Consider the following 24414-nt stretch of genomic DNA (forward strand, 5'->3'; position numbering starts at 1 on the left):
CTTACGCGGTGACGTCCGTGTCGCCGCCGCCCGCACCGGCCATGGCCTTGCGGCGCCGTACGACGAAGACCGCACCCGCGCCGACCACCACCGCGGCGCCCGCGGCGAGGCCGATCGCCGGGAGCGCGGACGAGGAGCCGGTCTCGGCGAGGTTGCCGCCCTGGGGGCCGGGGCCGCCGGTGGAGGCGGAGCCCCCCGTGCCGCCGCCGGGCGCGGAGCTCCGGCCGGGCGACGCCGTGCCGCCCGGCTCACCCGGCCCGGCGGTCGGGGACTGCGTCGGCTTGGCGCCCACCGGGAGGATGGTGAAGTCGTACCAGCCTTCCTTGGACGAACCACAGGAACCGTCGCGGTTGCGGTAGTCGGCGGCGACGAGTGCGTACCCGGGGCCGGGCTTGGCGCTCTTGACCACGTGGGTGCGCAGCTGGAACGTGCGGGTGCCGTGCGGACCGACGGGGATGAGGTCGAACAGGCGGCCGGGTTCGAAGTCTTCGTAGGGCTTCCACCGCCCCGACTTGGGGTCGTGGTACTCGGTTTTCAGCTCCCAGTACGGCCGGTCGACGTCCGCGGCGGAGATCACGTTCAGATAGGGCCCGACCTCGTTCAAGGTCTTGCCGGTGGTGTTGGTGAGCGTCATCGAGAAGGGGGACCAGGGGCCGTCCGCGACCAGTTGGGTCGGCAGCCCGTGGAGGGCCACGCGTACCTCGTCGGACTCGAACGCGCAGGGCCGGCCACGGGGATCGTCGGGGGCCCCGGCCCCGCCGGGCCTCTGCTCGGTGGCCTCCCCGGTGGTCCCGTCGGCCTTCCGCTGGTTCCCCGAGGTGTCCCCGTCGTCGTCCTGGGAGGCCGGGCCGCCGGCCTCGGTCTCGTCCGGGGTGCCTGTTCCGCCGTCGTTCGTCGGGGCGTCCGTCGGCGGCTGGGCCGGTTTCGGGGTATCGGGGGTATGGGGTGTGCCGGGATTCGCGGGCGTGCGGGGGCCGGTGTCCGGTACCGGATCCGTGGCGAACGCGGCGGTGGGGGCGGCCAGTACGGCGGCGGGTGCTATCACGGCGGCCGCTGCGGCGGCCGTCAGGGCGCGGCGGATCTTCATCCGGCAGACCTTTCGGATTCCAAGTGCCGTCTGTGCGGCACCGGTTGGCGTGCGTCGGCACGGGCCGTGCGTGACCCGTGGAGCGCGTGGGCGCGCACGCGGACCAGGTCCGTACGCGCACATCCGCGCTCGTACGTGACTCCTCGCACCGCGAAAAAGTTGCACACTCCAGTCACTTGGGTGGCGAACAGAGTGGGTTGCGCCGGGTTGACGAACGTGCGGCGCCGAGGTGAACGGGCCGTGTCCGGGTGCCGCCCGGCGTGGGCGCGGGAAGCGACGGAGCGTGGCGCGCACCCCCTCGCAGCGAGGATCCGGACCGGGGCAGCCGCCTGCCCGGACCGCCGGCCCCCTGTCCGTGCCGTCCTGGACGGCCGCCGGGGCTCCGGTCATGTCCGTCGCGGTCGGGCCGGCGCCATGGGGCCGAGGCCCGGTCCGGCGGGGGCCGGCGGGGAAGTCGACGGGGTTTCGGTCATCCTGTCGGCAGGGGGGACCTGTCCGGTTCCGGGGGGCCGGTGCCGTCGGGGACTGTCCGTCCGGCACCGCGTTCCCTACGGTGGGGGAGCCACCGCCGAACCGTGCGCCGACCGGTGCCGGGAAGGAGAACGGCCGTATGACATCCACGCCCAGGCCTGCCGGAGGTTCCCCGGACGACCCCGCCCCCGGGGCCGCCGGCGGTACGCTCGACGCCTCCGTTTCCGGGGCCGCCGGCGGTACGCTCGACGCCTCCGTTTCCGGGGCCGCCGACCGTACGTCCGGCGGGCCCGCCGCGTCCCGGCCGGGGGCCCTCGTCGCCGGCGGAGGGGACCTGCTCGACGCGGCGCGCCGGCTGGCCCCCGGGGCGGTCGCCCTGCGCCGCGCCCTGCACCGGGGCCCGGAACTCGCCCTGGACCTGCCGGCCACCCAGCGCCTGATCCTGGACGCGCTCGACGGTCTCGGCCTGGACATCCGCACCGGGCGCGCCCTGTCCTCCGTCACCGCGACCCTCACCGGGGCGGCCGACGGCCCGACGATCCTGCTGCGCGCCGACATGGACGCGCTGCCGGTCACCGAGGACACCGGGCTGCCGTTCGCCTCGCGCGGCCCCGGCCTGATGCACGCCTGCGGACACGACGTCCACATGGCGATGCTGGTGGGCGCGGCCCGGCTGCTCGCCGGGCGGCGCGAGGCGCTCCCCGGGCGCGTGGTGTTCATGTTCCAGCCCGGTGAGGAGGGCCATCACGGAGCCCGCCTGATGATCGAGGAAGGGGTGCTGGAGGCGTCCGGCAGCCGGGCCGACGCCGCCTTCGCCCTGCATGTGAACCCGAACATGCCGGCCGGCGCGGTGCTGCTGCGGCCGGGACCGCAGCTGGCGGCCTCCGACCGGTTCCGGGTCGTGGTCCAAGGCCGCGGCGGGCACGCCTCGGCCCCGCACACCACCTGCGACCCGGTGCCGGTGGCCTGTGAGATCGTGCTCGCCCTGCAGAGCGCGGTCACCCGGGGCGTCGCCGCCGACGACAGCGCCGTGCTCAGCGTGACCCGGCTGACCGCGGGCACCGCGACCGGCGTCATCCCCGACACCGCCGAACTCTCCGGCACCCTGCGCACGCTGGCCGAGCCGACCCGGCGACGGCTGCACGAGGCGATCGCCCGGGTCGCCCACGGGGTGGCCGCCGCGCACGGGGCCACCGCGGAGGCGACCGTCGTCCCCGGCTACCCGGTCTCCGTCAACGACCCCGGCATGACCGCCCTCGTCCGGCGCGCCGCCGCCGACGCGCTCGGCCCCGACGCGGTGCACGCCCTGCCCGCCCCGCAGATGACGGCGGAGGACTTCTCCTACGTGCTGCGGGCCGTCCCCGGCGCCCTGGCCTTCCTCGGCGCCTGTCCGCCCGGCCACGCCCCGCACGAGGCCCCGTCGCTGCACTCGCCCCGCATGACCGTCGACGAGGACGTGATCGCCACCGGCATCGCCTGCGAGGCCGCGGTGGCCCTCGCCTTCCTGGCCGGCCGCGGACGCCTGGACGGTTGACCCCGGGGCGGACGGGCCGTAGATTCCCGTGCCGTCCTGCTCAATGGTCCAGACCAGATGTCGGGGGATCGGCGTGCGCGAACCCGTGTCACCGGTGTCACCCGGCTCGGTGAACGCCCCGGATCCCGCCGCCGCGCCCGCGTCCGGCGGGATCTTCTCGCCGCCGTACCTCGCCGCCACCCTGACCTTCACGGTCGTGATGTTCCTGACCGGGTTCGCCGCCCTGGCCGTGGTGCCCACCCTGCCGACGGCGGCCCGCGACCTGGACGGCGTGTCCCTCTTCCCCGTCGTGGCCGGCTGCTTCGTCGCCGCCGGTCTGTTCGGCGGGGTGCTCGGCGGGCACTGGGCGGACCGGTCGGGCGCCCGGCGGCCCCTCGCGCTCGGCATGGTCCTGTCGGTGCTCACCCTGCTGGTGTCCGCCTCCAGCGTGTCCGTCTGGCAGCTCGCCGCCGGCCGGTTCGTGGACGGCCTGGCCGCGGGCCTGGTCGCGGTGTCGGTGACCACCGCCATCGGCCAGGCCTACCCCGAGCACCTGCGGCCCCGGATGCTCGCGCTGCTGAGCGCCGGCTGGGTCCTGCCGTCCCTGCTCGGCCCGCCGCTGGCCGGCCTGGTCGTCCAGTGGTGGTCCTGGCGCGCGGTCTTCTACGGCCTGGCCGTGCTGACCGCCCTGCCCGCCGTGGCCCTGGTCGCCGTCCTGCGCCGGGCCCCCGGCACGGCCACCCAGGCGGCCGGTGTGACCGAAGTCCCCGCCGAGCGGCCCCCGTTGCTGGTCGCGGCCCTGCTCAGCCTGGGGGCGGCGCTCGGGCAGTACGGGGCCTCCGCGTGGGACCCGCGCCATCTGGCCGCGGTCGCCGCCGGGGTCGTCCTGCTCGTCGTCTTCGCGCCCCGGCTGCTGCCGCGCGGGACCTGGCGCGGGGCCCGGGGGCTGCCGGTCACGGTGCTGTTGCGCGGGCTGACCTCCGGCACCTACTTCACCGTGGAGGCGCTGGTGCCGCTGATGCTGATCACCGAGCGTCGGGTCGACCCGGTCGTGATCGGCGTGGCGTTCACCGCCTCCGCCGTGCTGTGGGCCGGCGCCTCCTGGGTGCAGGGCAGGGTGCTCCAGCACGTGGCCCGGCACCGTCTGGTCACGGCCGGCGCCCTGGTGATGGCCGCCGCCGTCGCCCTCGCGGTGGCCGGCTGCTTCGGCGGGCTGCCCCCGGTCACGGCCGCGGCGGCCATGCCGCTGTCCGCCGTCGGCATGGGGCTGCTCGACCCCTGCGTCACCGTGCTCTCCCTCAAGCACAGCCCACCGCACCGGCAGGGCCACACCACCAGCGCCCTGCAGACCAACATGAACCTCGGCCAGGTCGTCGTGCTCGCGCTGGCCTCCGCCGTCCTCAACGCCTGCCTCGCCGCCGGCGCCGGACCGCTCGGCGGCTACCGCGCGGCCTTCGCCCTGCTGCTCCTGCCGCCCCTGCTGGTCGCCCTGCTCGCCGTCCGCGCCCGCGGTGACTGACCCCGGGCGGCGGACGTGCCGCCGCGCCGCGGGCCGCCGGGGCGGAGCCGGCCGCGAACAGGGGCCGTACCGTACGGCCGGGGGACGGCGGCGTGTACTCCGGTGGGCCGCCCGGACAGCCGCCACGGGGCCGGCTCGCCGGGCGGCCGGCCCGGCCGGTCCGGGTCTCGCGTGCTGCCCGTTCCGGTGGCCGGCCGGCGGTCCACGGCCGTAACGATGCCATGAAGTGCCCTCGTTCAGGCGTGAACCGGTCGCGTCCTGGGCACGGACCCCCTACCGGTGTGCCGAAGCGGGCGGTGCCGGCAGGAGGAGGGCGTCATGGACCGTCGGATCCGGGTACGTGTCAGCCGGCGGCCCGCCGCCCCGCGCGGGCAGGAGATCGACCGCAGGACTCCCTCGGGGCGCGTGCTGCCGTACTGACCCGGCGGACCGCGGCGGCCAGCGCGGACCGCAGCGGCTCCGGCGGCGGCGTGCCGCCCGGCGCCGCGCTCGCCGTGACCGCCGCCGCGACCTGCCGCAGCTTGGTGTTGGTCCGCTGGGACGCCTCCCGGAGGATCTCCCACGCCTGGTCGGGCGTGCAGGTGTGGGCCGCCATCAGGATGCCCCGGGCCTGGTCGATGACCGGGCGGGAGTCGATCGCGTGGCGCAGCTGGGCTATCTCCAGGCGCAGCACGTCCAACTGCTCGGCGCGCTCCCGGGCCACCGCGGAGGCCGCGCGGTCGGTCGGGCCGGTGGGCGCGGTGCCGCTGAGCGGGTCCACGGGGTCCAGGCCCATCAGCTCCAGCACCCGGCGCGGCTGCCCGCGCCAGCCGGTGGCACCGACCGGTACGTTCCGCCGGCGGCCGTACTCGCGCAGCGTGTCCAGGGCCGTCAGCCCGGCCGTGTCCAGGAAGGCCACCTCGGTCGCGTCCAGCTCGACCCGGGCGGTGCCCGGCGGCAGCGCGGCCAAAGCCTCGGCGACGGGGCCCGCGCAGCCGTGGACCAGCTCGCCGCGGGCGCGGAGGACGGCGCGGCCGCCCTCCGCGCGGACGCCGACGGTCAGGGGTACCGCCCGCCCGCCCCGCGGTGCGCGTGCCGCTGTGCTCATGTCTCCCCTCCCGGTCCGCCGGTGCTCCGTAGCCCCTCGCCTGCCCTCCCCACGGCGCCCTACACCCCACCGGGGTGCCCAGCGTCCGCCGGGCGCGGGCCGCGACCACCGGGCACCGGCCGCGCCTGCCGGGTGCACGCCCGTGTGCGCAGGGCGTCGGTCGCGGCTGCCGGGGCGGGCGGTACCCCTGACCGTCGGCGTCCGCGCCCGTGGGGGCGGTCGAAGCCCACCGGGTGCCGGCCGTGCGCGCCGGGGCGGCCCGCGTCCGCCGGAGCAGCCGCGTCCGCCGGGCGTGCACCCGCGCCCGTCGGGGGCGAGCCCCGCTTGTCGGGTGTCGGCCGGGCCCCGGTGGGTGTGACCCGTGTCCGTCGGGTGGCGCTCGCGTCCGTGGGGGCGGGTGGCCGGGGGTCGTCCGGGGACCGGGAGCGTCGGGGGGCGTGGGGCGGTCCCGGGCGTGGGGTGGGGTGCCGTGCCCGGTGGGGGTGATTCGTGTTCGCCGGGGGTGATGCGCGGCTGCCGGTGCTGCGGAGGGCGCATACTGGGCAGCTGTGTATCCGTACGACTGGGAGATGGCATGAGCGCACCCGAGCCGGCCCGGCAGTCGCCGACGGCCGCCGTGCCGAAGCAGGCGGCGCCGCGGCTCGACGTGTACCCGCTGACCGGGCGGAACGGATTCCGCGCGGTGGGCGAGGTGATCCTGCCCACGCGGGACATATGGGAGCGCGCGTTGCAGGGGGTCGTGCGTGAGGCCGAGGACGTCGGGGGCGAAGACGTGTACTACTTGGAGCTTTCCGCGGTGACCTTCGTCGACGTGGCGGGCGCCGGAGCGCTGGCGGACACCGCCAAGAGCCTGGACGGGCGGCGTCGGCTGGTGCTGGACCGACCACCGGACGCGCTGCCGCGGATACTGACGCTGCTGTGGCCCGGCCTTCCGGGGATCGAGGTGTCGGCATCATGACCACGGCGACCCACCCCGTGGAACCGTTCGTGCACCCCGCGCTGTTCTACACCGACACGCACGAGTACCTGGCCGGCACCGTGCCCTTCATCCGTGAGGGGCTGGCGGCGGGCGAGCCGGTCGCCGTCGCCGTGCCGAAGGAGAACCTGGCGCTGATCCAGGACGCGCTGGGCGCCGACGGCGCCGCCGTACGGTTCCTGGACATGCGCGAGGCCGGCCGCAACCCGGGCCGGATCATCCCCGGTGTCCTGCGCGCCTTCGCCGACCAGCAGCCCCCCGGCCGGCGGATCCGGATCATCGGCGAACCGATCTGGGCGGGCCGCAGCCAGACCGAGTACCCGGCCTGCGCCCAGCACGAGGCACTGATCAACGCGGCGTTCCAGGGCCGAGAGGTCACCATCCTGTGCCCCTACGACAGCTCCCGCCTGGACGAACGGGTACTCGCCGACGCCCACGCCACCCACCCGGTCGTCATCCCGGCCGGTTCCGCCGCCGAGCTGGCCAGTACGGCGTACGACCCCGACGACGTCGTGGCCCGCTACAACCTGCCGCTGCCGCCCGCCCCCGGCGCCGGTCCCGACGTCCTCGGCATCGTCTTCGCCGAGGACTCCCTGTCCGCGGTCCGGCACCTGGCCACCGGCCACGGTGCCCGGCTGGGCCTGACCGGGACGGCCCTGGAGAACCTGGCGCTGATCACCGCCGAGCTGACCACGAACAGCGTGGTGCACGGCGGCGGGACGGGCACGCTGACGGTGTGGCCGGACAACGGGTACGTGGTGTGCGAGGTCCGTGACAAGGGCCGCCTCGCCGACCCGCTGGCCGGCCGCCGGCCGCCCGCCCGCGACCAGCGCGGCGGACGCGGGCTGCTGCTGGTCAACCTGCTGTCCGACCTGGTACGGATCCACACCGGCCCGGAGGGCACGACCATCCGCTCCTACCTGGGCCGCTGAGAGCCGGCGCCGCCCGGGCCGCGGGGACCCGGCCCGGCCCGCCCCGACCCGGTGCCACCCGGTCCCGGCGTCACCGGGTCCCGGTGCCACCCGGTCCCGGCGTCGTCCCCGGCGTCGGCGTCCGTACCGGGCGCCGGGCCGGCCGAAGGGTGACCCGAGGCGCGGGAGCACCCGTCAAGTGTCAAGCGGCCAGCGGATTCAGCTGGAGCGGCTCGATCCGCCCCTCCAGCATCGCCCCCAGCCCCTGCGCCACGCACACGTCCGGGCGCTCGGCGATGTGCACCGGCATCCTCGTGGCCTGCCGCAGCATCTGGTCGAAGCCGGGCAGCAGGGCCGAGCCGCCGACCATCACGATCCCGCGGTCGGCGAGGTCGGCCACCAGGTCGGGCGGGCAGCCGCGCAGCACCTTCCCGATGCCGTCCAGGACGGCCGTCAGCGGGGTCTGGATCGCGTCCCGCACGGCGGCGGTGTCCACGCGCACGCTGCGCGCCAGCCCCGTGGCCACGTCCCGGCCGTGGATCTCGGCCGACGCCGGGCCGTGCGGGGTGAGGCCGTTGCCGGACAGGGCCAGGTGCAGCGGCCGTACCGACTGGGTGGGCAGCATCAGTTCGTGCTCGTGCCGCAGATGCTGCACGATCGCGTGGTCCACGGCCTCGCCGCCCACCGGGATCCGCTCGGCGGCGACGATGGAGCCCAGCGAGAGCACCGCGACCTGGGTCGCCGCCGCCCCGCACACCATGACCATGGTGGCCTCGGGCCGCTCCACCGGCAGCCCGCACCCCACCGCGGCGGCGATCAGCGTGTCCACCAGTTCCACCCGGCGCGCCCCCAGCCCGACCAGGGTCTCGATGGTCGCCCGCTGGGCCAGCGGGTCGGCTTCGTGCGGGGCGCAGGCCGCCGCCCGCAGCCGGGGCTTGCGGCGCAGCATGCGGCGCATCTTGTCGCCCAGCAGGTGCCGCAGCATGCGCTGGGCCATCTCGATGTCGACCACCGTGCCGCCGGAGACGGGCCGGACGACCTTGATGTAGTCGGGGGTGCGGCCCGTCATCTGCTCCGCGAACTCGCCGACGGCGATGAGCGCGCCGCTGCGGGTGTTCACGGCGGCGGCCGAGGGCTGGTCCACGACCAGACCGGCGCCCTTCACATACACCCGGGTACGCGCCGCGCCCAGGTCGACGGCGAAGTGGCAGCGGCGCAACTGCTCCAGGCTGACGGTCACGGCGGATCCTCCCGAGTGCGCGGGCCTTGCGGTGCCCGACTGGTCGGCGGGCCCACTGGCATCCTGACGCGGCACCGGGAGCGGGCGCCCGCTGGGCACGGCCGGGCGGGGTGCCGCCGAACGGGCGTACTTCGGCGGCCGCACCGGTGTGTCGGCGGGTCACAGCACGCGGGCCGCCTCCAGCAGCGGCTCCAGGGAGGAGACGGTGACCTCGCTGCCCTCCCCGCGCAGCCGCCGGCGTCCGGCCGCGGTGGGCGCGTAGCCGATGAAGGGGACGCCGAGCTGCTGGGCGGCGGTGAGTTCGGCGACCGAGGAGCTGATCAGCACGCCGCCGCGGGCGGGCGCGCCGACGGCGTCCAGGGCGCGCAGCAGGCAGTCGGGGTGCGGGGTGAGCAGGCCGAGGTCGTCGCGGCGGCCGTACAGTCCCGCCAGCGGCAGCCGGTACGGCAGCAGACAGCGGTGGACGGCCGCGGTGGACACGTCCGTCACCACGCTGACCCGGCGCCCGGACCGGTGCAGGGCGCGGACCAGCGCCAGGGAGCGGTGTGTCATGGGGGCGTCGGGGACGGCGGCCAGTTCCAGGTCGTCGAGGCGGGCCCGCAGCAGCGGGCCGAGCCGGTCGTGCGCGAAGGCGCGCAGCAGGTCCAGCGGATGGGCGAACGCCTCCCGGCCGGCGGCGCCCGCGACGGGCAGCGGCCGGCCCGACAGCGCGTCCTGCGGGTCGCGGTGGTCGGCCACCACCGACAGCAGGTCGAGCACCGCCTCCCGCGCCGAGTGCGCCGTGAACAGCCGCGCCAGCGGACCCTCGAAGCCGATCAGCACCGTCTCGGCGTCGTCGAGGAGCGTGGACAGCCGCCGCCTGGACGGCACCGGTGGCTCCGCCGCCGGGACCGGCGCCCACTCGGGGACCAGCTGCACGGTGCACGACACCGCCAGCCCCGGCACCGGCCAGTCGGCCACCCCCGCGTTCACCGCCCGCTGGGCCGCGCCCGCCCGGCGCAGCGGATGACGGCGGGTGAGGGGGGCCGCCGCGGCGCACAGGTGCCGCAGCAGCAGCCCGGGGATGCCGGTGGCCTCGGCGCGGACGAAGGCGACCGGGTCGGACACTCGCCAGGACAGCAGCACCGCGGCCTGGAAGGCGCCCTTGCCGGAGCTGGGCAGGGACACGATCCGGCGGATCTCGTGCGGGGTGAGGTCGACCGAGTAGTACGTCTCCGGGCGGGGCGGACGCGTGCCGTAGGGCTGGATCGGGTCGAGCAGCGTCAGCGGGCCGTCGGGCCGGGTGTGCACGACGGCCGTGCGGCCCGGGGTGGGGACGCCCAGTTCGCGCAGGTCGGACGTGATGAACGGGCCCTGTACCAGGTCGCGTTCACCGGGTTCGGCGGCCTTCGGACCGAGCGGGCAGTACCAGGCGGCCGGCGGGCTGTCCGGGGCGCTGTCGGCGAACAGCGGCCTGAAGCGCTGGGCACGCTGGGCGGCGGAGCTGGCGGCGAACTCGTCGTACAGCGCGGGCGGTACGACGACCGTGACGTCGGCGGCCGTCCGGGGCGGGGGGACGGGCGGCTGTCCGAACGTCACCGTGAGCCGGGGCGGATCGCTCAGCCGGGCGAGCGCGTGGGGGAGTTCGCGCAGTACGGCGACGAGGACGGGCAGCAGGAAGGCGCCGGGCTCGGTCCGCACCAGGTAGCCGTCCGGGCGGACGGTCACCTCGTACCGGCGGGGGCTGACGAAACCGCGCGCGAGGATCTCGTGCACCGCGGCTTCGAGGGTGACCCGGGCCTCCGGACGGCCGGTCAGCTCGTCGGCCGTGAAGCGGATCCCGGGGCGGTCCTCGACGGCCTCCTCGGCGAGGGCCGCGAGCGTGCGGCGCAGCGCCTCCAGGTCGGTCCGGGCGGCCTCGGCGGCCGGGCCCGGGACCCCCCGCAACGGTTCGCCCCGCCACAACGCCAGTGCTTGCCGCGCCAGTCGACGGCCGCGTTCCGGGTCGCCGGTGGTCCGGGCCCGCTCGGCCTCGGCGGCCAGCCGGCGGGCGCGGAAGACGTCGATGTCGTCGGGGGCGGGCAGGCGGGAGAGACGGAGGCGGCCCGTGCGGTCGTCGGTGAGGGCGCCGGGGGTGAGGCGGAGCCGGAGGCCGGCGAGGTGTGCGCCCAGCCGGGTGGCGACGGCGGGGGTGAGGGGGCTGTCGAAGACCCCGGCGGCCAGGTCGTGCCGGGTGGCGCTCCGGTCCTCGCTCAGCAGCAGCAGCGACAGGATCGCCTGGTCGTAGGGGTCGCCCAGGGGGCGCGGGCGGCCGTCGAGCGTCACCTGGAACGGGCCGAGCAGGGAGAGGCCGAGGGTTCCCGGGTGGCGGAGGCCGTCGGCGCCGCGCAGCTGCCGTTCCGGGTCGTCGGACAGGAGCGCGGCCGTGGCCGCCTCCCGTTCCGCCGTGAGCGCGCAGGGGTGGTCACGGCACAGGGCGAGCACGAGGTGTCCGAGGGCCCGCAGGTTGTCCGTGCGGCCCTCCTCGGCGACCGGCGCGGTGTCCGGGCAGGTCAGCACCGGGCCGTCCGGGGTGAGGACCACGGCGGACGCCTCCAGCCTGCCGCGCGGTCCTTCCTGCGCGTGCAGGGCGAGCACCGCGTCGGCGAGCGGGGCGAGCAGGGCGCGGACCCCGTCGGCGGACAGCCGGCCGGAGGGGCCCGCCACGTGTTCCTGGAGCGTCGGGCCGGCAATGAACTCCCGTACCAGGTACGGCACTCCGTCCTCGATGCCGTGGTCCAGGACCGGTGTGATCCCGGGGTGGCGCAGCTCGCCGAGCGCCCGGCCCAGGTCCAGGAAACCGGCCTGGTCCGGCGTGGGCGGATACCTGTTGACGACGACGGCGGCGCCGCCCTCCCGGACGTCCTCGGCGAGCAGGCCGGTGTCCGACACCGGCTGCAGCAGCCGGTACCGGTCCGCGAACAGCTCCCCCGCGCCGTCCGCCGTCAGGCGCCGCGCGCTGTCCTCGCGGACCGTGGCGAACGGATCGTCCTCCACGGCCGTCCCTGCACCCCGCGCGGACGGCACCGACGCGCGGAACTCGCCCGGCGCCCGGCCCGCCCTGCGGTCGATGAACTCGCCGATCCGGTCGAGGAGTCCGGTGGTGCGCCGACGCTCGGTGCGGGGCAGGCCGAGCAGCAGCAGCTCGCGGACGCCGTCCCGGAACGCGTAACAGCCGGGCGGGCCGCCGGGCACGGTGGTGAGCATGCCGCTGAGGATGACCTCGGCCAGGTGCCGGGGCCGCGGATCCGGCTCGACCGCGGCCTGGACCAGGCGCATCACCGGCAGATCGGGGCGCCCCACCGCGAGATGCCCGGCCAGCCGGACCGCCTCCGGCGAGGCGGTCGCCCGGAACCGCAGCACCAGCTCCTCGGCGGTGAGCCGTCCCACGTCGGTCCGGTCCTCGGCGTCCGCCGGCAGCGGACGGCCCAGCTCGGCGACCGCGGCGGGGAACTCCGCGCCGCCCGGCGTGGCCAGCAGCCCGGCCCAGTGCGCCAGCCAGCGCGGCTCCGGCTCCAGCACGGGCAGCGGCACGGTGCCGCCCGGGCGGACCGGCTCGTCCGGCCCGGGCGCGGCGGAGGACTCGTACGGCGTGAACGTGAGCGCCGCCGAGGGGGCCGCGGGGTACGGGGCCGACAGGGTGCCGGGCCCGGCGGGCAGGGCCGTGTCCCGCCACAGGTGCTCCGGCAGCGGCTGTACGACGGCCAGGGGCATCCGGTGCGCCCAGCGGCGCAGGGTGGCGTACCAGCGCTCCCCGGCGGGGCCCGCCCGCCACTGCGGGCCCATGCAGTCGCTGATCAGGAGCGTGACGGTACGGCCGTCGGCGGGGGCGGGCACACCGGGGCCGCGCACCCGGCCGTCGGCGTCCGCGCGGTACAGGCCGATCGTGCGGAACACGCCCGACTCGCCCAGCACCGCGTGCAGTTCGCGCACCAGGGGGCGCCAGACCGGCATGGTCGGCCCGGCGTCGTACACCAGGTTCAGCCGCAGCCAGCGCTCCCGGGCGGGGCGCAGCACCGGCAGCCACCGCGCGGGGTCGGCGCCCAGCCGGGCGATGCGGTCGGCGGTCGCCCGCTCGTCCAGCTCCCGGCCCACGGGCGCGTCGGCGCGGCGGGCCAGCGGGCGCAGCGCGCGGTGCAGGGCGAGCCGGTGGCGCAGCATCGGGGGCGCCGGGGCCAGGAGCGTGGCGTGCGGCCGGGCCGCCGCCGGGGCGGGCCGCCGGGCGGGCAGGTGCAGGGGCACCCGGGCGGGTTCCGGCGTCGGCTCGTGCGGGGCCGGCGGCTCGGGGGCCGGCGGGGGCGGTGGTGTCCGTGCCCCGGCCTCCGGTCCGGTGGTACCGGATTCCGGTCCGGTGGTACCGGATTCCGGTCCGGTGGTGCCCGTCTCCTGCCCGGCGGTGCCGGTCTCCTGCCCGGCGGCGTCGGCTTCCGGTCCGGCGGCGTCGGCTTCCGGTCCGGTGGTGCCGGGCTCCGGTCTCATGTGCCGGGCCAGCCACAGCACCTCGGCCAGTTCCAGCGGGGTCGGGCGCACCCCGTGGGACACCTGGGCCAGTACGTCGGCCAGGCGGACCACGGGATCCGGGGAACCGGCCGGTTCAGAAGACATCGGACCGCGTGCTCTGCCCCAGGTAGGGCATCAGCTGCTCGGCCAGCCGGTCCAGGGACTCGGTGTCCAGGTCGGCGGAGCGGGCCAGGTAGATCGCGTTCAGCAGCTGGTCGGTGGCCAGGTCGCCGGCGCCCGACCGGGACAGGAAACGGTCGATCAGGGTCCGGGCGTAGGCGTCGGGCTCGCCCAGGTGGGCGCGGACGATCTCGGCGAGGTGCCGGTCGTCCGGCTGCCTGAGGTGCAGCGTGACACAGCGGCGCAGGAAGGCGGGCGGGAACTCGCGCTCGCCGTTGCTGGTGAGGACGACGAACGGGAAGGCCCGGCAGCGGACCCGGCCGCGCACCACCGGGACCCGCTCGTCGGTGCCGTCGGCCAGCACCTCGGCGACACCGCCCGGTGCCAGCCGGGAGGCGCGCACCAGCTCGGGGATCTCGTACTGGCCCTCCTCCAGCACGTTCAGCAGGTCGTTGGGCAGGTCGAGGTCGCTCTTGTCGATCTCGTCGATGAGCAGCGCGCGGGGCCGGGCGTAGGGCAGCAGCGCGGTGCCCAGCGGGCCGAGCCGCAGATGGTGCTCGATGCCCGCCCCGTCGACTTCGCGGCCCCCGCCGCCTGTGCCGTCCGCGCCGTCCGCGCCCTGCGGACCGCCCGTCCGCTCCGGCCGGGCCGCCTCCTGCCGGGCCGCGTACAGACGGGAGAGCGGGTCGTACTGGTAGAGGCCGTCGTGCAGGGTGCTGCGGCTGGTGATGTTCCAGCGCAGCACCGGACCGAGCCTGAGCTCCCGGGCGACCGCGTACACCAGCGAGGACTTGCCGGTGCCGGGCGGACCGGTGACCAGCAGCGGACGGCGCAGGTACAGGGCCGCGTTGACCAGTTCGACGGTCTCCCCGGTGGCCTGGTAGGTCTCGGCGCGGTGGGTGCGGTCGGGGGAGTGGGCGGCGGTGTCGGCGGCGGCGTCCGGCGCTGGGAGGACCGGCCCGCCGTCGAAGGCCCGCCAGGGCGGCGGCGCGGGCAGCTCGGTGATGCCGTCGTGCGGCTCGTTCGTACCGGTGTAGACGGGCCACAGGGGCATGGGCTCTTCTTCTCCGTGGGGGCGGTCGGGTGTGCGGTCGGTCAGGCGACGGGCGAGTGCAGGCTCGCGCCGGTTTCGGGGAAGCAGCGCGGGTCGTCCCAGAGCAGCTGGAGGTCGCGCGCCCAGTGCCGCTCGGGATCGTCGGCGGCCTCCGCGGTCAGCCGCAACGACATGATGTGCCGGGGGAGTTCGGCGGGCGGGACATCGGCGACCGACGCGCTGAGCTGGTCCAGGAACGCGGTGCCGGGACAGGACGCGTCCGGGCGCGGGTCCGTCGCACCGGGCGTGTCCGGGCACGGGTCCGCCGCACCGGGCGTGTCCGCCTCGGCGCGGGAGGCGTCCTCGTGCACGGCGCAGGGCGCGCCGGTCCGGGACCACAGCAGGACCGGCACCGGCACGGTGAGACCGACCTCGAACAGCGGGCGGGCCGCCGTGGGCGGGGCGGCGTAGCCCGCCAGCCGGGCGTCGCCGTCCCACAGTCTTTTGCGCAGGGTCGGCGGGCGTTCCCGGGTGCCGCACTCGACGCGGTGCACCTCGGCCCCGCCCCCGGTGTCCAGCTTCTGCCACTTCTTGCGCAGCTGGTGGCGCAGCCGCCCGCTGTGGTGCCGGGCGCGGTCGGTCACCACCAGGGGGTAGGCGCAGCCCAGCGGCGTGCTGTCGTCGGCGCCGCACTCCCAGTGCGCCACCGCCTCGTTGAGCCACTCGCGCGGCAGCACGAACGTCACCAACTCGTCGGCGTCCGGCGCGAGATGGGCCACCGCCTCGTCGATACGGCCCTGGACGTAGGCCCGCACCCCGGTGCGGGGCAGCCGGCGGGCACCCACCGGCCGGCGCCGGCCGTCGCGGTACGCGGACACCTCCACGGTCACCTGGTCGGGGCCGGCGCCGCTGTGGTCGATCTCCACGACGACCGGCGACCAGACGGGTCCGGTCCGCTCGCTCGCCGCGTCCCGCGCCGCCTGTCCGGGTAACCCGGTGCGCTCGCCGAGGAGTTCGCCGAGCCGGTCGGTGAACCTCGGCAGCGCGTGCGGGTCCGGGACCTCCCAGCGCAGATAGTGGGCCGCCGCCCGCAGGGAGGGGAAGCCGCCCGGGGGCAGGGGCGGCCCGAAGGGGCCCACCGCGTCCAGGTACAGCCGGTTGGGGTCGCGGCCCGCGCCGGGGCCGGCGGCGGCCCGGCGCAGCAGGTCGTACAGCCGCCGCCGGTCTTCCTCGCCGAGGCCCGGGACGGGGACCAGTTCGTCCAGGCCGGGCCAGTACCGGGCCAGCACGTCCAGCGGCAGCATCCGGCCCTTGCGCACCTGGGGTGACGTCCCCAGGGCGGCGGTGACCATGCCGACCACCCTGCCGTCGGGCAGTGTCGCCGCCGCCCCGCTGAAGCCCTCCACGATCGGCTGGCCGTGGCCGTGCCACGTCACCAGCTCCAGCCACTCGCCCGCGATCAACTGCGCCGAGACGGCCTGGTATTCGGCGAGCGTGCCCTCGTCGTAGTCCTCGGGGAAGCCGTAGGAGACCAGCTTCGGGTACGGCTCGGTGTACGCGGCCTCGGGCGGTGCGAACCGGGCCGGGGCGAGCGGGAGGCCCTGGTCCACCGCGAGTTCCAGCACGGCCACGTCGCCGGGGTCGGTGACCCCGCCCGCCCAGCCGCCCTCGGCGACGACCCTGGCGGACAGCTCGCCGAGCTCCCGGGCGTGCGGGAAGCCGACCCGCACCGGGGCCCCGCCGTGGACGACGTGGGCGCAGGTGAGGACCAGGCGGTCGGTCACCAGGAAGCCGGCCCCCACCGCGCCGCCGCAGGTGATCCGGGCCTGCCAGGCGGGGCCGCGCATCACCGGCTCCCGGACTCCGGGCCCGACGCGCTCTGCTCCGGCACGTTCCGCTCCGACGCGCCCTGCTCCGGCACGGCGGGTGCCGGCCCGCCCCGCTCCGGGGACCAGCTGAGCTTGACCACCAGGTGGCCCTCCGTCGACCCCTTGGCGATGACCGCGCCGGCCTCGGCGGACAGCCGTACGCCGAACTCGATCTCCACCGCGTCGGGGCGCAGGCTGCCGTCCCGGAAGACCCGCAGCGCCGCGGCCGCCGCCGCCCGTACGCCGTCCAGCGCGCCCTCGAAGGTGCGCGCGGCCTGCGCCGGTCCGTCGCCGCGCGAGACGAGGCGGGCGCCCGACCTGGCGTTGACGCCGTCCACCACGACGAGCGCGCCGTCCTCGGTCCTGAACTCCAGCAGTCCGTCGTCCATGGCGCCGCTCGTTCCCCCTTGTTCCGTGCGTGGCTCGTGCAAGCCCCATGGTACGGACGGTGCTTGGCGAGTCACGCCGGACGACGGCGCGGCGGGTGGCGGGCGGCACCGGCGAGAACCCGCCAGGGCAGCTTTCCGTCAGCGGTGGTCGACTCCCGTACCGGACCGGTCACCTCACACTCGTCCCAGCACAGGACACGCGCGACCCCTACGAGACGAGGCGTGGATGAGCACAGGACCAGTCAGACGCGGCACGGCCCTGCTGGCGGCGGCGCTGGTGAGCGCCCTGCTCCCGGCCGGCCCCGCGGTCGCCCGGGCGGCGCCCGCCCCCGCCGCCGCGCCCGCCCCGGGCTCCGCCGCCCCCGTGACCGTCACCCTGGTCACCGGCGACCGGGTGACCGTCACCGGCCTCGGACACGGCCGGCAGACCGTCACCGTCCAGCGGCCCCGGGGCGCCGGCGGTGCCGTCCGGACACAGCGCAGCGACGGGCACCTCACCGTCGTACCGGACGAGGCGCTGCCGTATCTGCGGGCCGGCACCCTGGACCGGCGGCTGTTCGACGTCGGCGGGCTGATCCGGCAGGGGCTCACCGACGCCCGGACGGACGCGCTGCCGCTGATCGTGACCTACGGCGAGGGCGTGCGGGCCGCCACCCCGGCCGGGGCCAGGCGGGTCCGGGCGCTGCCCAGTCTGCGCGGGGCCGCCCTGGCCGCGGACAGGGGCCGTACCTTCTGGCGGGCCTTCACCCGGGGCGGCGGCATCGGCAAGGTGTGGCTGGACGGGCGGGTGACGGCCGACCTGGCCCGCAGCAACGCCCAGATCGGCACGGCGGCGGCCTGGGAGGCGGGGCTGACCGGAAAGGGCGTCACCGTCGCCGTCCTGGACACCGGCGCCGACCTCGGCCACCCCGACCTGGCGGGCCGGGTGAGCGCCGGCCGGAGCTTCGTCGAGGGGGAGGAGGTCGCCGACCGCAACGGGCACGGCACCCATGTCACCTCCACCGTCGGCGGCAGCGGCGCCGCCTCCGACGGCGCCGAGCAGGGGGTCGCGCCGGGCGCCGCCCTCGCCGTCGGCAAGGTGCTCGGCGACCAGGGGTCGGGCAGCGAGTCCCAGATCATCGCCGGGATGGAGTGGGCGGCCCGGGACGTGCGCGCCCGGATCGTCTCCATGAGCCTGGGCTCGCAGGAGCCGAGCGACGGCACCGACCCGATGGCCCAGGCGGTGAACACCCTCTCGAAGGAGACCGGGGCGCTGTTCGTGGTCGCCGCCGGCAACACCGGCGCGCCCTCCTCCATCGGCTCGCCCGGCGCCGCCGACGCCGCGCTCACCGTCGGCGCGGTCGACTCCGCCGACCGGCCCGCCCCCTTCACCTCCGCCGGACCCCGCGCGGGCGACAACGCCCTGAAGCCGGACCTGACCGCGCCCGGCGTCGACATCCTCGCCGCCCGCTCCCGGCTCGCCCCCGGCACCGGCGACTACACCTCCCTGAGCGGTACGTCGATGGCGACCCCGCAGGTCGCCGGGGTGGCCGCGCTGCTCGCCCAGAAGCATCCCGACTGGAGCGGCGCCGAACTGAAGGACGCGCTGCTGTCCACCTCACGGCAACTCGACGGCTCCGCCTACGTCGTGGGCGCGGGCCGGGTGAGCGTCCCGGACGCCGTGCGGGCGGACCTCACCGCCACCGGCAGCGCCGACCTGGGCTTCCACCGCTGGCCCTACGGCACGAACCGGCCCGTCACCCGCACCCTCACCTACCGCAACGCCTCCGGCACCGATGTGCGGCTGAGACTGTCCGTCCAGGGCGCCCCGGACGGCGTCGTCACCCTCGCCCGGGACACCCTCACCGTGCCCGCCCGCTCCACCGTGTCCACCACCGTCACCGGCGACGCCACCCGGGCGCCCGTCGGCGGGACCGGCGGACAGGTCGTGGCCGCCGCCGAGGACGGCACGCCCCTCGCGCACACCGTGTTCGGCCTGGTCAAGGAGGAGGAGCGGTACACGCTCACCGTCCATGTGAAGGACCGCGACGGCGCCCCCGCGCCCGCCGACCTGACCGTGCAGCGGCTCGCCGGGGGCGAGGAGGCCCGGCCCGCGCACGTCGGCGCCTCCGGCACCCTTCGGCTGCGCCTCGCGCCGGGCACCTACACCCTCGCCACCTTCCTCGACGTACGCGGCGGCCACGGCGCCGACTCGCTCGGCCTCGGCTTCCTCACGGCCCCCGAGATCCGCCTCGACCACGACCAGGAGGTCACCCTGGACGGCCGGGAACTGCGCGAGGCCAAGGCCGCCGTCGACCGGCGCACCGAGACCCGTCAGCTGCTGATGGAGTACGACCGCCGGGCCGACGGCGCCGACCTGTTCGGCGCCGTCCAGGTCCCCCTCGCCTACGACAGCGTCTTCGCCGCGCCCACCCGGAAGGTCACCCGGGGCACCTTCGAGTACCGCACCGTGTGGCGGCTGGCCAAGCCGCGGCTGGAGGTGAAGGGCGTCGGCGAGGCGACCGTCCAGCCCGGCGGCACCCTCGCCGAGGGCCGCACCCGGCTGCCGCTGGCCGACGTCGGCGACGGCCCCCTGACCGGCGTGTCCGGCAAGGCCGTCCTTGCCCGCCTCGCCTCCGGCGCCGACCCGGCCGCACTCGCCGAAGCCGCCCAGGACGCGGGCGCCGAGGCCCTGTTCGTCACGGACGACGCGCCCGGCCGGCTGATGGCCTGGTGGGGCACGGACGACAACACCGACCGGCCGCTGACGATCGCCACCGTCAACCGCGCCGACGCCGCCCGGCTGCGCGCCGCGGGCCGGGCCGACATGACCGGCACGGCCGACTCGCCGTACGTCTACGACCTGTCCGAGGGGCACCCGGGCGCGATCCCCGACCGGGACCTCACGTACACCCCTCGACTCGCGGCCGTGCACGTGAGGTTCCACGCGGCCGAACCGACTGACGGCGGCGAGTTCCGCTACTCCCTCACCGGCACCTTCCCGGTCGGCATCGGCTTCCAGGAGCGCGTCGCGCTGCCCGCCGAGCGCACCGACTACGTCTCCACCGGCCCCGGCCAGCTGTGGCACGAGTCGGTCACCGTCCGCGACGGCGCGCTGGAGGAGCGCGGCGGGCTGGTCCGGTACACCGGCGGCAGCCGGCCGGAGCTGGACTGGTTCCGCCCGGTGTGGCACCCCTGGCTGGGCACCGGGCTCGGCTGGGGACAGCAGCGCGCCGGGGACCGGCTCCGGTTCAACACGCCCGGCTGGGGCGACTCCGGGCCCGACCACACCGGCTTCGGCGACGTGTGGAGCGACGACAGCGGACTGAGCCAGACCACCGCCGTCTACCTGGACGGCACCCTCGTGGAGCGGAACACCGGCTCCACCGCCTACGTTTTCGGCGCACCCGCCGACGAGCACACCTACAAGGTCGTCACCGACACCGCCCTGGACCCCGGTCGGTGGCCCGCCGCCACCCGCGGCCACACCGAGTGGACCGTCCGGTCGGCGGCCACCCCGGCGGACCGCTGGACGTACCTGCCGCTGGTCAACCTCGCCTTCGACCTGGACACCGACCTGGCCGGCCGGGTGCCCGCGGGCCGGCGTGTGCCGGTCGGGATGTCCGCCGGGTACGTGGCGGGCGCGGCCGGCACCGGCAGGCTCGGCGGCGGCCGGCTGGAGGTGTCGTACGACGACGGCACCACCTGGCGGCCGGTCCCGCTGACCGCCGGCCGGGGCGCCTCCTGGCGCGGCACGCTCACCGTGCCGCGCGGCACCGCCCACCTCTCCCTGCGCGCCTCCGCCCGCGACGACCGGGGCGGCTCGGTCACCCAGGAGATCATCCGGGCGGCGGCCGTCGGCTAGCCCCCGAGCGGGGGGTGGCCCGCGGGTTCCACGATGCCCCGGACCACCCCCAGCTCCACCAGGTCCTGCGGCCGGATGCGCAACTGGCCGGCGGTCGCCTCCACCTGTCCCGGGGGACGCTTGAGGATGGCCGCCGCGAGTTCGGGCGCGATCACCGAGAAGTAACTGTCCGGGGTGGCCCAGGTGTTGCCCGGCGCGGCCAGTGCCAGCGCCCCGCCGGAACCGCCCTCGCCGATCACCAGGGTCGCCAGCGGCACCCGGGCGTCGGCCACCGCCTGGAACACCTCGGCGATCGCGGCCCCGGCCCCCTGCCGTTCCGCGTCCGCGCCGTTGGCGGCGCCCGGGGTGTCCACCAGCGTCAGCACCGGGACGCCGAGCCGGTCCGCGAGCCGGATCAGCCGGGCGGCGGTGCGGTACCCGGCGGGCCGGGTCGCCGTGCCGGTCTGCGCCGCGAACGCCACGCTCCGGCCGTGCCGTTCGCCGAACCCGCACAGCATCCCGTCGGGGTCCGTGCCACCGCACCGGTCGCCGCCGATCAGCACCCGGCGGTCGAAGAAGCCGTCCAGGTAGGCGCCCGCCCGGGGGCGCCGCGGATCCCGGGCGCCCGTGACGGCGTCCCACCCGGTGGCGGGCAGGGCGGCCCGGCCCAGGGCCGGCGGCACCGGCGCCTCGGCGGCCGGGGCCGTCAGCAGCCGCAGCCAGGTGCCGAGCACCTCCTTCAGCCGGTCCGGCTCCACCACCGCGTCCGCCGAACCCGCCGCCACCTGCGCCTCGGCGGTGTACGCGGCCGGGTCGGCGTCCGCCGGGCGGACCCGGGAGCCGGCGAAGCCCACCTGGGCGCCGGGCAGGGCCAGCACCACATCCGCGCCCGCGCCGAGCGTGGCCCAGCCGCCGCCGGTCGTCGGGTCCCGGACCACCGCGATCTGCGGCAGCCCCGCCCGCCGGGTCAGCGCGGAGGCCCGGGCCACCCGCTGGAGCTGGGTGAGCGCGAGCATGCCCTCCTGCATACGGCTGCCGCCGGTCGCGATCAGCGGGACCACCGGCAGCCGGTGCGCGCGGGCGTGGGCGTAGGCCGCCACCAGCCGGTCCCCGGTGCGTTCGCCCAGCGAGCCGCCCAGGAAGCCGAACTCGAAGGCGATCAGCACGGCGCCGGTGCCCGCGACGCGCGCGGTGCCGCAGACCACCGACTCGGTCTCGCCGGTGCGCTCGGCGGCGCGGGCCCGCGAGGCGTCGTAGCCCTGCCAGCCCAGCGGGCCGTCCGGCGCCGACTCCCCGGCGGGCGCCGGGAGTTCACGGAAGGTGCCGGGGTCCGCCAGCAGGGCCAGCACCTCCCGCGCCGAGCGCCGCTCAGGCATCGGCCAGGGCCCGCTTCATGATCTTGCCCATGTCGTTGCGGGGCAGCGCGTCCAGGTAGCGGACGACGCGGGGGCGCTTGTGCGGGGCCAGCCGCCGGGCCACGTGGTCCGCCAACTCCTCCGCACCGGGAGGTGACTTCGGGTCCGCCGGGACGATCCAGGCCACGATCCGCTCGCCCAGGTCGGCGTCCGGCTCCCCGGTGACCGCCGCCTCCCGCACCCCCGGATGCTCCAGCAGCGCGTTCTCGATCTCCCCGGCCCCGATCTTGTAACCGCCGCTCTTGATCAGGTCGGTGGCCTTGCGCCCGACGATGCGGACGTAGCCGTCGGGCTCCCGCACGGCCATGTCCCCGGTGCGGAAGAAGCCGTCGGCGGTGAACGCGGCGGCGGTGGCGTCGGGCCGGTTCAGATACTCGGTGAACAGGTTCGGGCCGCGCACCTGGATCTCGCCGACGCTCTCCCCGTCCCAGTCGGTGAGTTCCGTGCCGTCCTCCTCCACCAGCCGCAGCTCCACGCCCGGCAGCGGCACCCCGACCGTGCCGGCCCGCGCCTCGCCGTCGGCCCGCACGCTGGTGTTCATCAGCGTCTCGGTCATGCCGTACCGCTCGATCACCCTTCGGCCGGTGGCCGCCGCGATCCGCTCGTGGTCGTGCACCGGCAGCGCGGCCGAGCCCGAGACCAGCAGCCGGGCCCGGGCCAGCGCCCCGGCCAGCCCCGGGTCGCCGGGCAGGGCCTCGGCGAGGCGGTGGTACATCGTCGGCACCCCGAACAGCATGGTCGCGCCGTCGTTCAGCTCGCGGGCCACGCCCTCGGGGGTGAACCGGCCCAGGTGCCGCACCGCGCCGCCGCGCCGCAGCGGGCCCAGGACGCCCAGCACCAGCCCGTGCACATGGAACAGGGGCAGCGCGTGCACCAGCACGTCGCCCCCGGTCCACTGCCAGGCGTCGGCCAGCGCGTCCAGGGTGGCGGCCAGGGCCCGGCGGGGCAGGACCGCGCCCTTGGGCGGGCCGGTGGTGCCGGAGGTGTACACGATCAGCGCGGGGTCGCCGTCCGCCGCCCGCTCCTCGGGCAGCGCACCGGTGGCAAAGGCGTCCACGTCGATCCGCGGCAAGTCGCCGACCGAGGACGGCAGTTCGGCGCCGGGCGCGGCCAGGACCAGCGTCGGCGCGCTGTCGGTGAGGATGTGTTCGAGTTCCTTCCCGCCCGACTTCGGGTTGAGCGGCACCGCGGCCACCCCGGCGAGCAGCGCGCCGGTCACCGCGACGGCGGTCTCCAGTTCCGGCGTGGCCCACACCGCGACCCGGCCCGTGCCCTCCAGCCGGGCGGCGAGGGCACCCGCGGCGCCCGCGAGAGCGCCGTACGTCAGGGTCCGGGGCCCGAACCGCAGGGCGGCCATATCGGGGGGACCGTCCGCCAGGGCGGGGAAGAGAGGGGACACGCGGCGCACTCCTTACTGCCGGCGGCGGCCGGCTGCCGGGGACGACAGCACCCTTCCTACACCAGCGGGAGCGCGCGTGGCGGGCCTTGTTAGCCTCGCCACCGCACCGTCATCGAACCCCCGTACGAAAGGGAGTCCTGCCGTGCCCCGTATCGCCCTCGCCACCTACGATCCCGCACCCGGGCGCAGCAAAGACACCGATCTGCCGGTGCTGGTGCGGGCGCTGCGGGACGCCGGCGCCGACGCGGAGGCCCGGCACTGGGACGACCCGGCGGCCGACTGGGCCGGCTACGACCTCGTGGTCATCCGCTCCACCTGGGACTACAGCTGGCGGGCCGCCGAGTTCGCCGCCTGGGTGGAGCGCACGGGGGTGCTGACCCGGCTGGCCAACCCGGTCCCCGTCGTGCGCTGGAACACCGACAAGCGCTACCTCGGCGAGCTGGCGGCGGCCGGCGTGCCCACCGTCCCCACCCGCTACATAGCCCCCGGCGAACCCGCCGGCCTGCCCGGCGGCCACGAGTTCGTCGTCAAGCCCACCTCGGGCGCGGGCGCCCGGTTCGCCGCCCGCTACACCCCCGCCGAGCACGGCACCGCGCTGCGCCAGCTCGCCCGGATGCACGCCGAGGGCTTCACCGCGATGGTGCAGCCGTACATGCCGGGCATCGACGTGCGCGGGGAGCGGGCCCTGCAGTTCTTCGGCGGGCGGCTGCTGCACGCCAGCCGCAAGGGCGCCGTGCTTTCCCCCGGCACCCCCTACGACGCCGACAAGGTCGCCCATCCCCGCCTGGAGCGCTGGCGGCCGACCGCCGCCGAACTCGCCGTCGCCGAGCGAGCGCTGGCCGCCGTCCCCGGCACGCCCGAGCTGCTGTACGCGCGCGTGGACCTGGTCGACGGCGACGACGGCGAACCCCTCCTGATGGAGCTGGAACTGGTCGAACCCAACCTGTTCCTGGGGCTGCACCCCGATTCCGTGCCCCGTGTGGCGGAGGCGATCCTCCGGGCGGCCCAGGACGGCTGAACCCGGTCCGCCTGCCGGACGGTTCGC

General features: G+C 76.7%; 15 protein-coding genes. 6 read left to right on the forward strand and 9 right to left on the reverse strand.

What is annotated here, in order from left to right; genetic code table 11:
* Position 1: 1 nt before the first annotated feature.
* Complete coding sequence (locus ABD350_RS09225) at positions 2 to 1087, reverse strand: LAETG motif-containing sortase-dependent surface protein (RefSeq protein ID WP_344347341.1); 1086 nt, start codon at positions 1085 to 1087, stop codon at positions 2 to 4.
* A gap of 610 nt (positions 1088 to 1697) precedes the next feature.
* Between ABD350_RS09225 and ABD350_RS09230 the strand changes: the two genes are divergently transcribed.
* Positions 1698 to 3092, forward strand: coding sequence for a M20 metallopeptidase family protein (locus tag ABD350_RS09230; RefSeq protein WP_344347342.1), 1395 nt, complete (start codon positions 1698 to 1700; stop codon positions 3090 to 3092).
* 109 nt (positions 3093 to 3201) lie between these two features.
* On the forward strand, positions 3202 to 4590 hold the full coding sequence (locus ABD350_RS09235) for an MFS transporter (RefSeq protein ID WP_382466653.1): 1389 nt from the start codon (positions 3202 to 3204) through the stop codon (positions 4588 to 4590).
* 343 nt (positions 4591 to 4933) lie between these two features.
* On the opposite strand, the gene ABD350_RS09240 is transcribed toward ABD350_RS09235, so the two are convergent.
* Entirely contained in the window at positions 4934 to 5677 is a 744-nt protein-coding gene (locus tag ABD350_RS09240) for an ANTAR domain-containing response regulator (protein ID WP_344347343.1), read from the reverse strand.
* A gap of 574 nt (positions 5678 to 6251) precedes the next feature.
* Here ABD350_RS09240 and ABD350_RS09245 point away from each other — a divergent pair.
* Positions 6252 to 6635 carry an STAS domain-containing protein gene (locus ABD350_RS09245; protein WP_344347345.1) on the forward strand — a complete coding sequence of 128 codons (384 nt, stop codon included), beginning with the start codon at positions 6252 to 6254 and terminating at the stop codon, positions 6633 to 6635.
* On the forward strand, positions 6632 to 7585 hold the full coding sequence (locus ABD350_RS09250; RefSeq protein ID WP_344347346.1) for an anti-sigma factor RsbA family regulatory protein: 954 nt from the start codon (positions 6632 to 6634) through the stop codon (positions 7583 to 7585). The genes ABD350_RS09245 and ABD350_RS09250 overlap by 4 nt, the downstream gene beginning before the upstream one ends.
* 181 nt (positions 7586 to 7766) lie before the next feature.
* Here the strand turns inward: ABD350_RS09250 and ABD350_RS09255 are convergent, their stop codons facing one another.
* From ABD350_RS09255 to ABD350_RS09275, 5 genes are all read right to left on the reverse strand, one after another.
* Positions 7767 to 8804: a rod shape-determining protein gene (locus tag ABD350_RS09255; RefSeq protein ID WP_344347347.1), complete on the reverse strand. Its 1038-nt coding sequence runs from the start codon at positions 8802 to 8804 to the stop codon at positions 7767 to 7769.
* A gap of 159 nt (positions 8805 to 8963) precedes the next feature.
* Positions 8964 to 13427, reverse strand: coding sequence for an SAV_2336 N-terminal domain-related protein (locus ABD350_RS09260; RefSeq protein WP_344347348.1), 4464 nt, complete (start codon positions 13425 to 13427; stop codon positions 8964 to 8966).
* Entirely contained in the window at positions 13417 to 14496 is a 1080-nt protein-coding gene (locus ABD350_RS09265; protein WP_344347349.1) for an AAA family ATPase, read from the reverse strand. The genes ABD350_RS09260 and ABD350_RS09265 overlap by 11 nt, the downstream gene beginning before the upstream one ends.
* Positions 14497 to 14537: 41 nt before the next feature.
* Positions 14538 to 16322 carry a VMAP-C domain-containing protein gene (locus tag ABD350_RS09270; RefSeq protein WP_344347350.1) on the reverse strand — a complete coding sequence of 595 codons (1785 nt, stop codon included), beginning with the start codon at positions 16320 to 16322 and terminating at the stop codon, positions 14538 to 14540.
* Complete coding sequence (locus ABD350_RS09275) at positions 16322 to 16732, reverse strand: CU044_2847 family protein (protein ID WP_344347352.1); 411 nt, start codon at positions 16730 to 16732, stop codon at positions 16322 to 16324. Before ABD350_RS09275 ends, ABD350_RS09270 begins: the two co-directional genes overlap by 1 nt.
* 226 nt (positions 16733 to 16958) lie before the next feature.
* On the opposite strand from ABD350_RS09275, the gene ABD350_RS09280 reads away from it, so the two are divergent.
* Positions 16959 to 20576 carry a S8 family serine peptidase gene (locus ABD350_RS09280; protein WP_344347353.1) on the forward strand — a complete coding sequence of 1206 codons (3618 nt, stop codon included), beginning with the start codon at positions 16959 to 16961 and terminating at the stop codon, positions 20574 to 20576.
* Here ABD350_RS09280 and ABD350_RS09285 read toward each other — a convergent pair.
* Together ABD350_RS09285 and ABD350_RS09290 are read right to left on the reverse strand one after the other, a co-directional pair.
* On the reverse strand, positions 20573 to 21931 hold the full coding sequence (locus ABD350_RS09285) for a carboxyl transferase domain-containing protein (RefSeq protein ID WP_344347354.1): 1359 nt from the start codon (positions 21929 to 21931) through the stop codon (positions 20573 to 20575). The genes ABD350_RS09280 and ABD350_RS09285 overlap by 4 nt on opposite strands.
* Positions 21924 to 23369 carry an acyl-CoA synthetase gene (locus ABD350_RS09290; protein WP_344347355.1) on the reverse strand — a complete coding sequence of 482 codons (1446 nt, stop codon included), beginning with the start codon at positions 23367 to 23369 and terminating at the stop codon, positions 21924 to 21926. The genes ABD350_RS09285 and ABD350_RS09290 overlap by 8 nt, the downstream gene beginning before the upstream one ends.
* A 142-nt stretch (positions 23370 to 23511) precedes the next feature.
* Here ABD350_RS09290 and ABD350_RS09295 point away from each other — a divergent pair, with 142 nt between their 5' ends.
* Positions 23512 to 24387 (forward strand): ATP-grasp domain-containing protein, encoded by an 876-nt coding sequence (locus ABD350_RS09295; RefSeq protein ID WP_344347356.1) that lies wholly within the window; start codon positions 23512 to 23514, stop codon positions 24385 to 24387.
* The last annotated feature ends 27 nt before the right edge of the window (positions 24388 to 24414 follow it).

The sequence above is a fragment of the Streptomyces nogalater genome (genome assembly GCF_039532885.1).
Classification (GTDB): Bacteria; Actinomycetota; Actinomycetes; order Streptomycetales; family Streptomycetaceae; genus Streptomyces; species Streptomyces nogalater.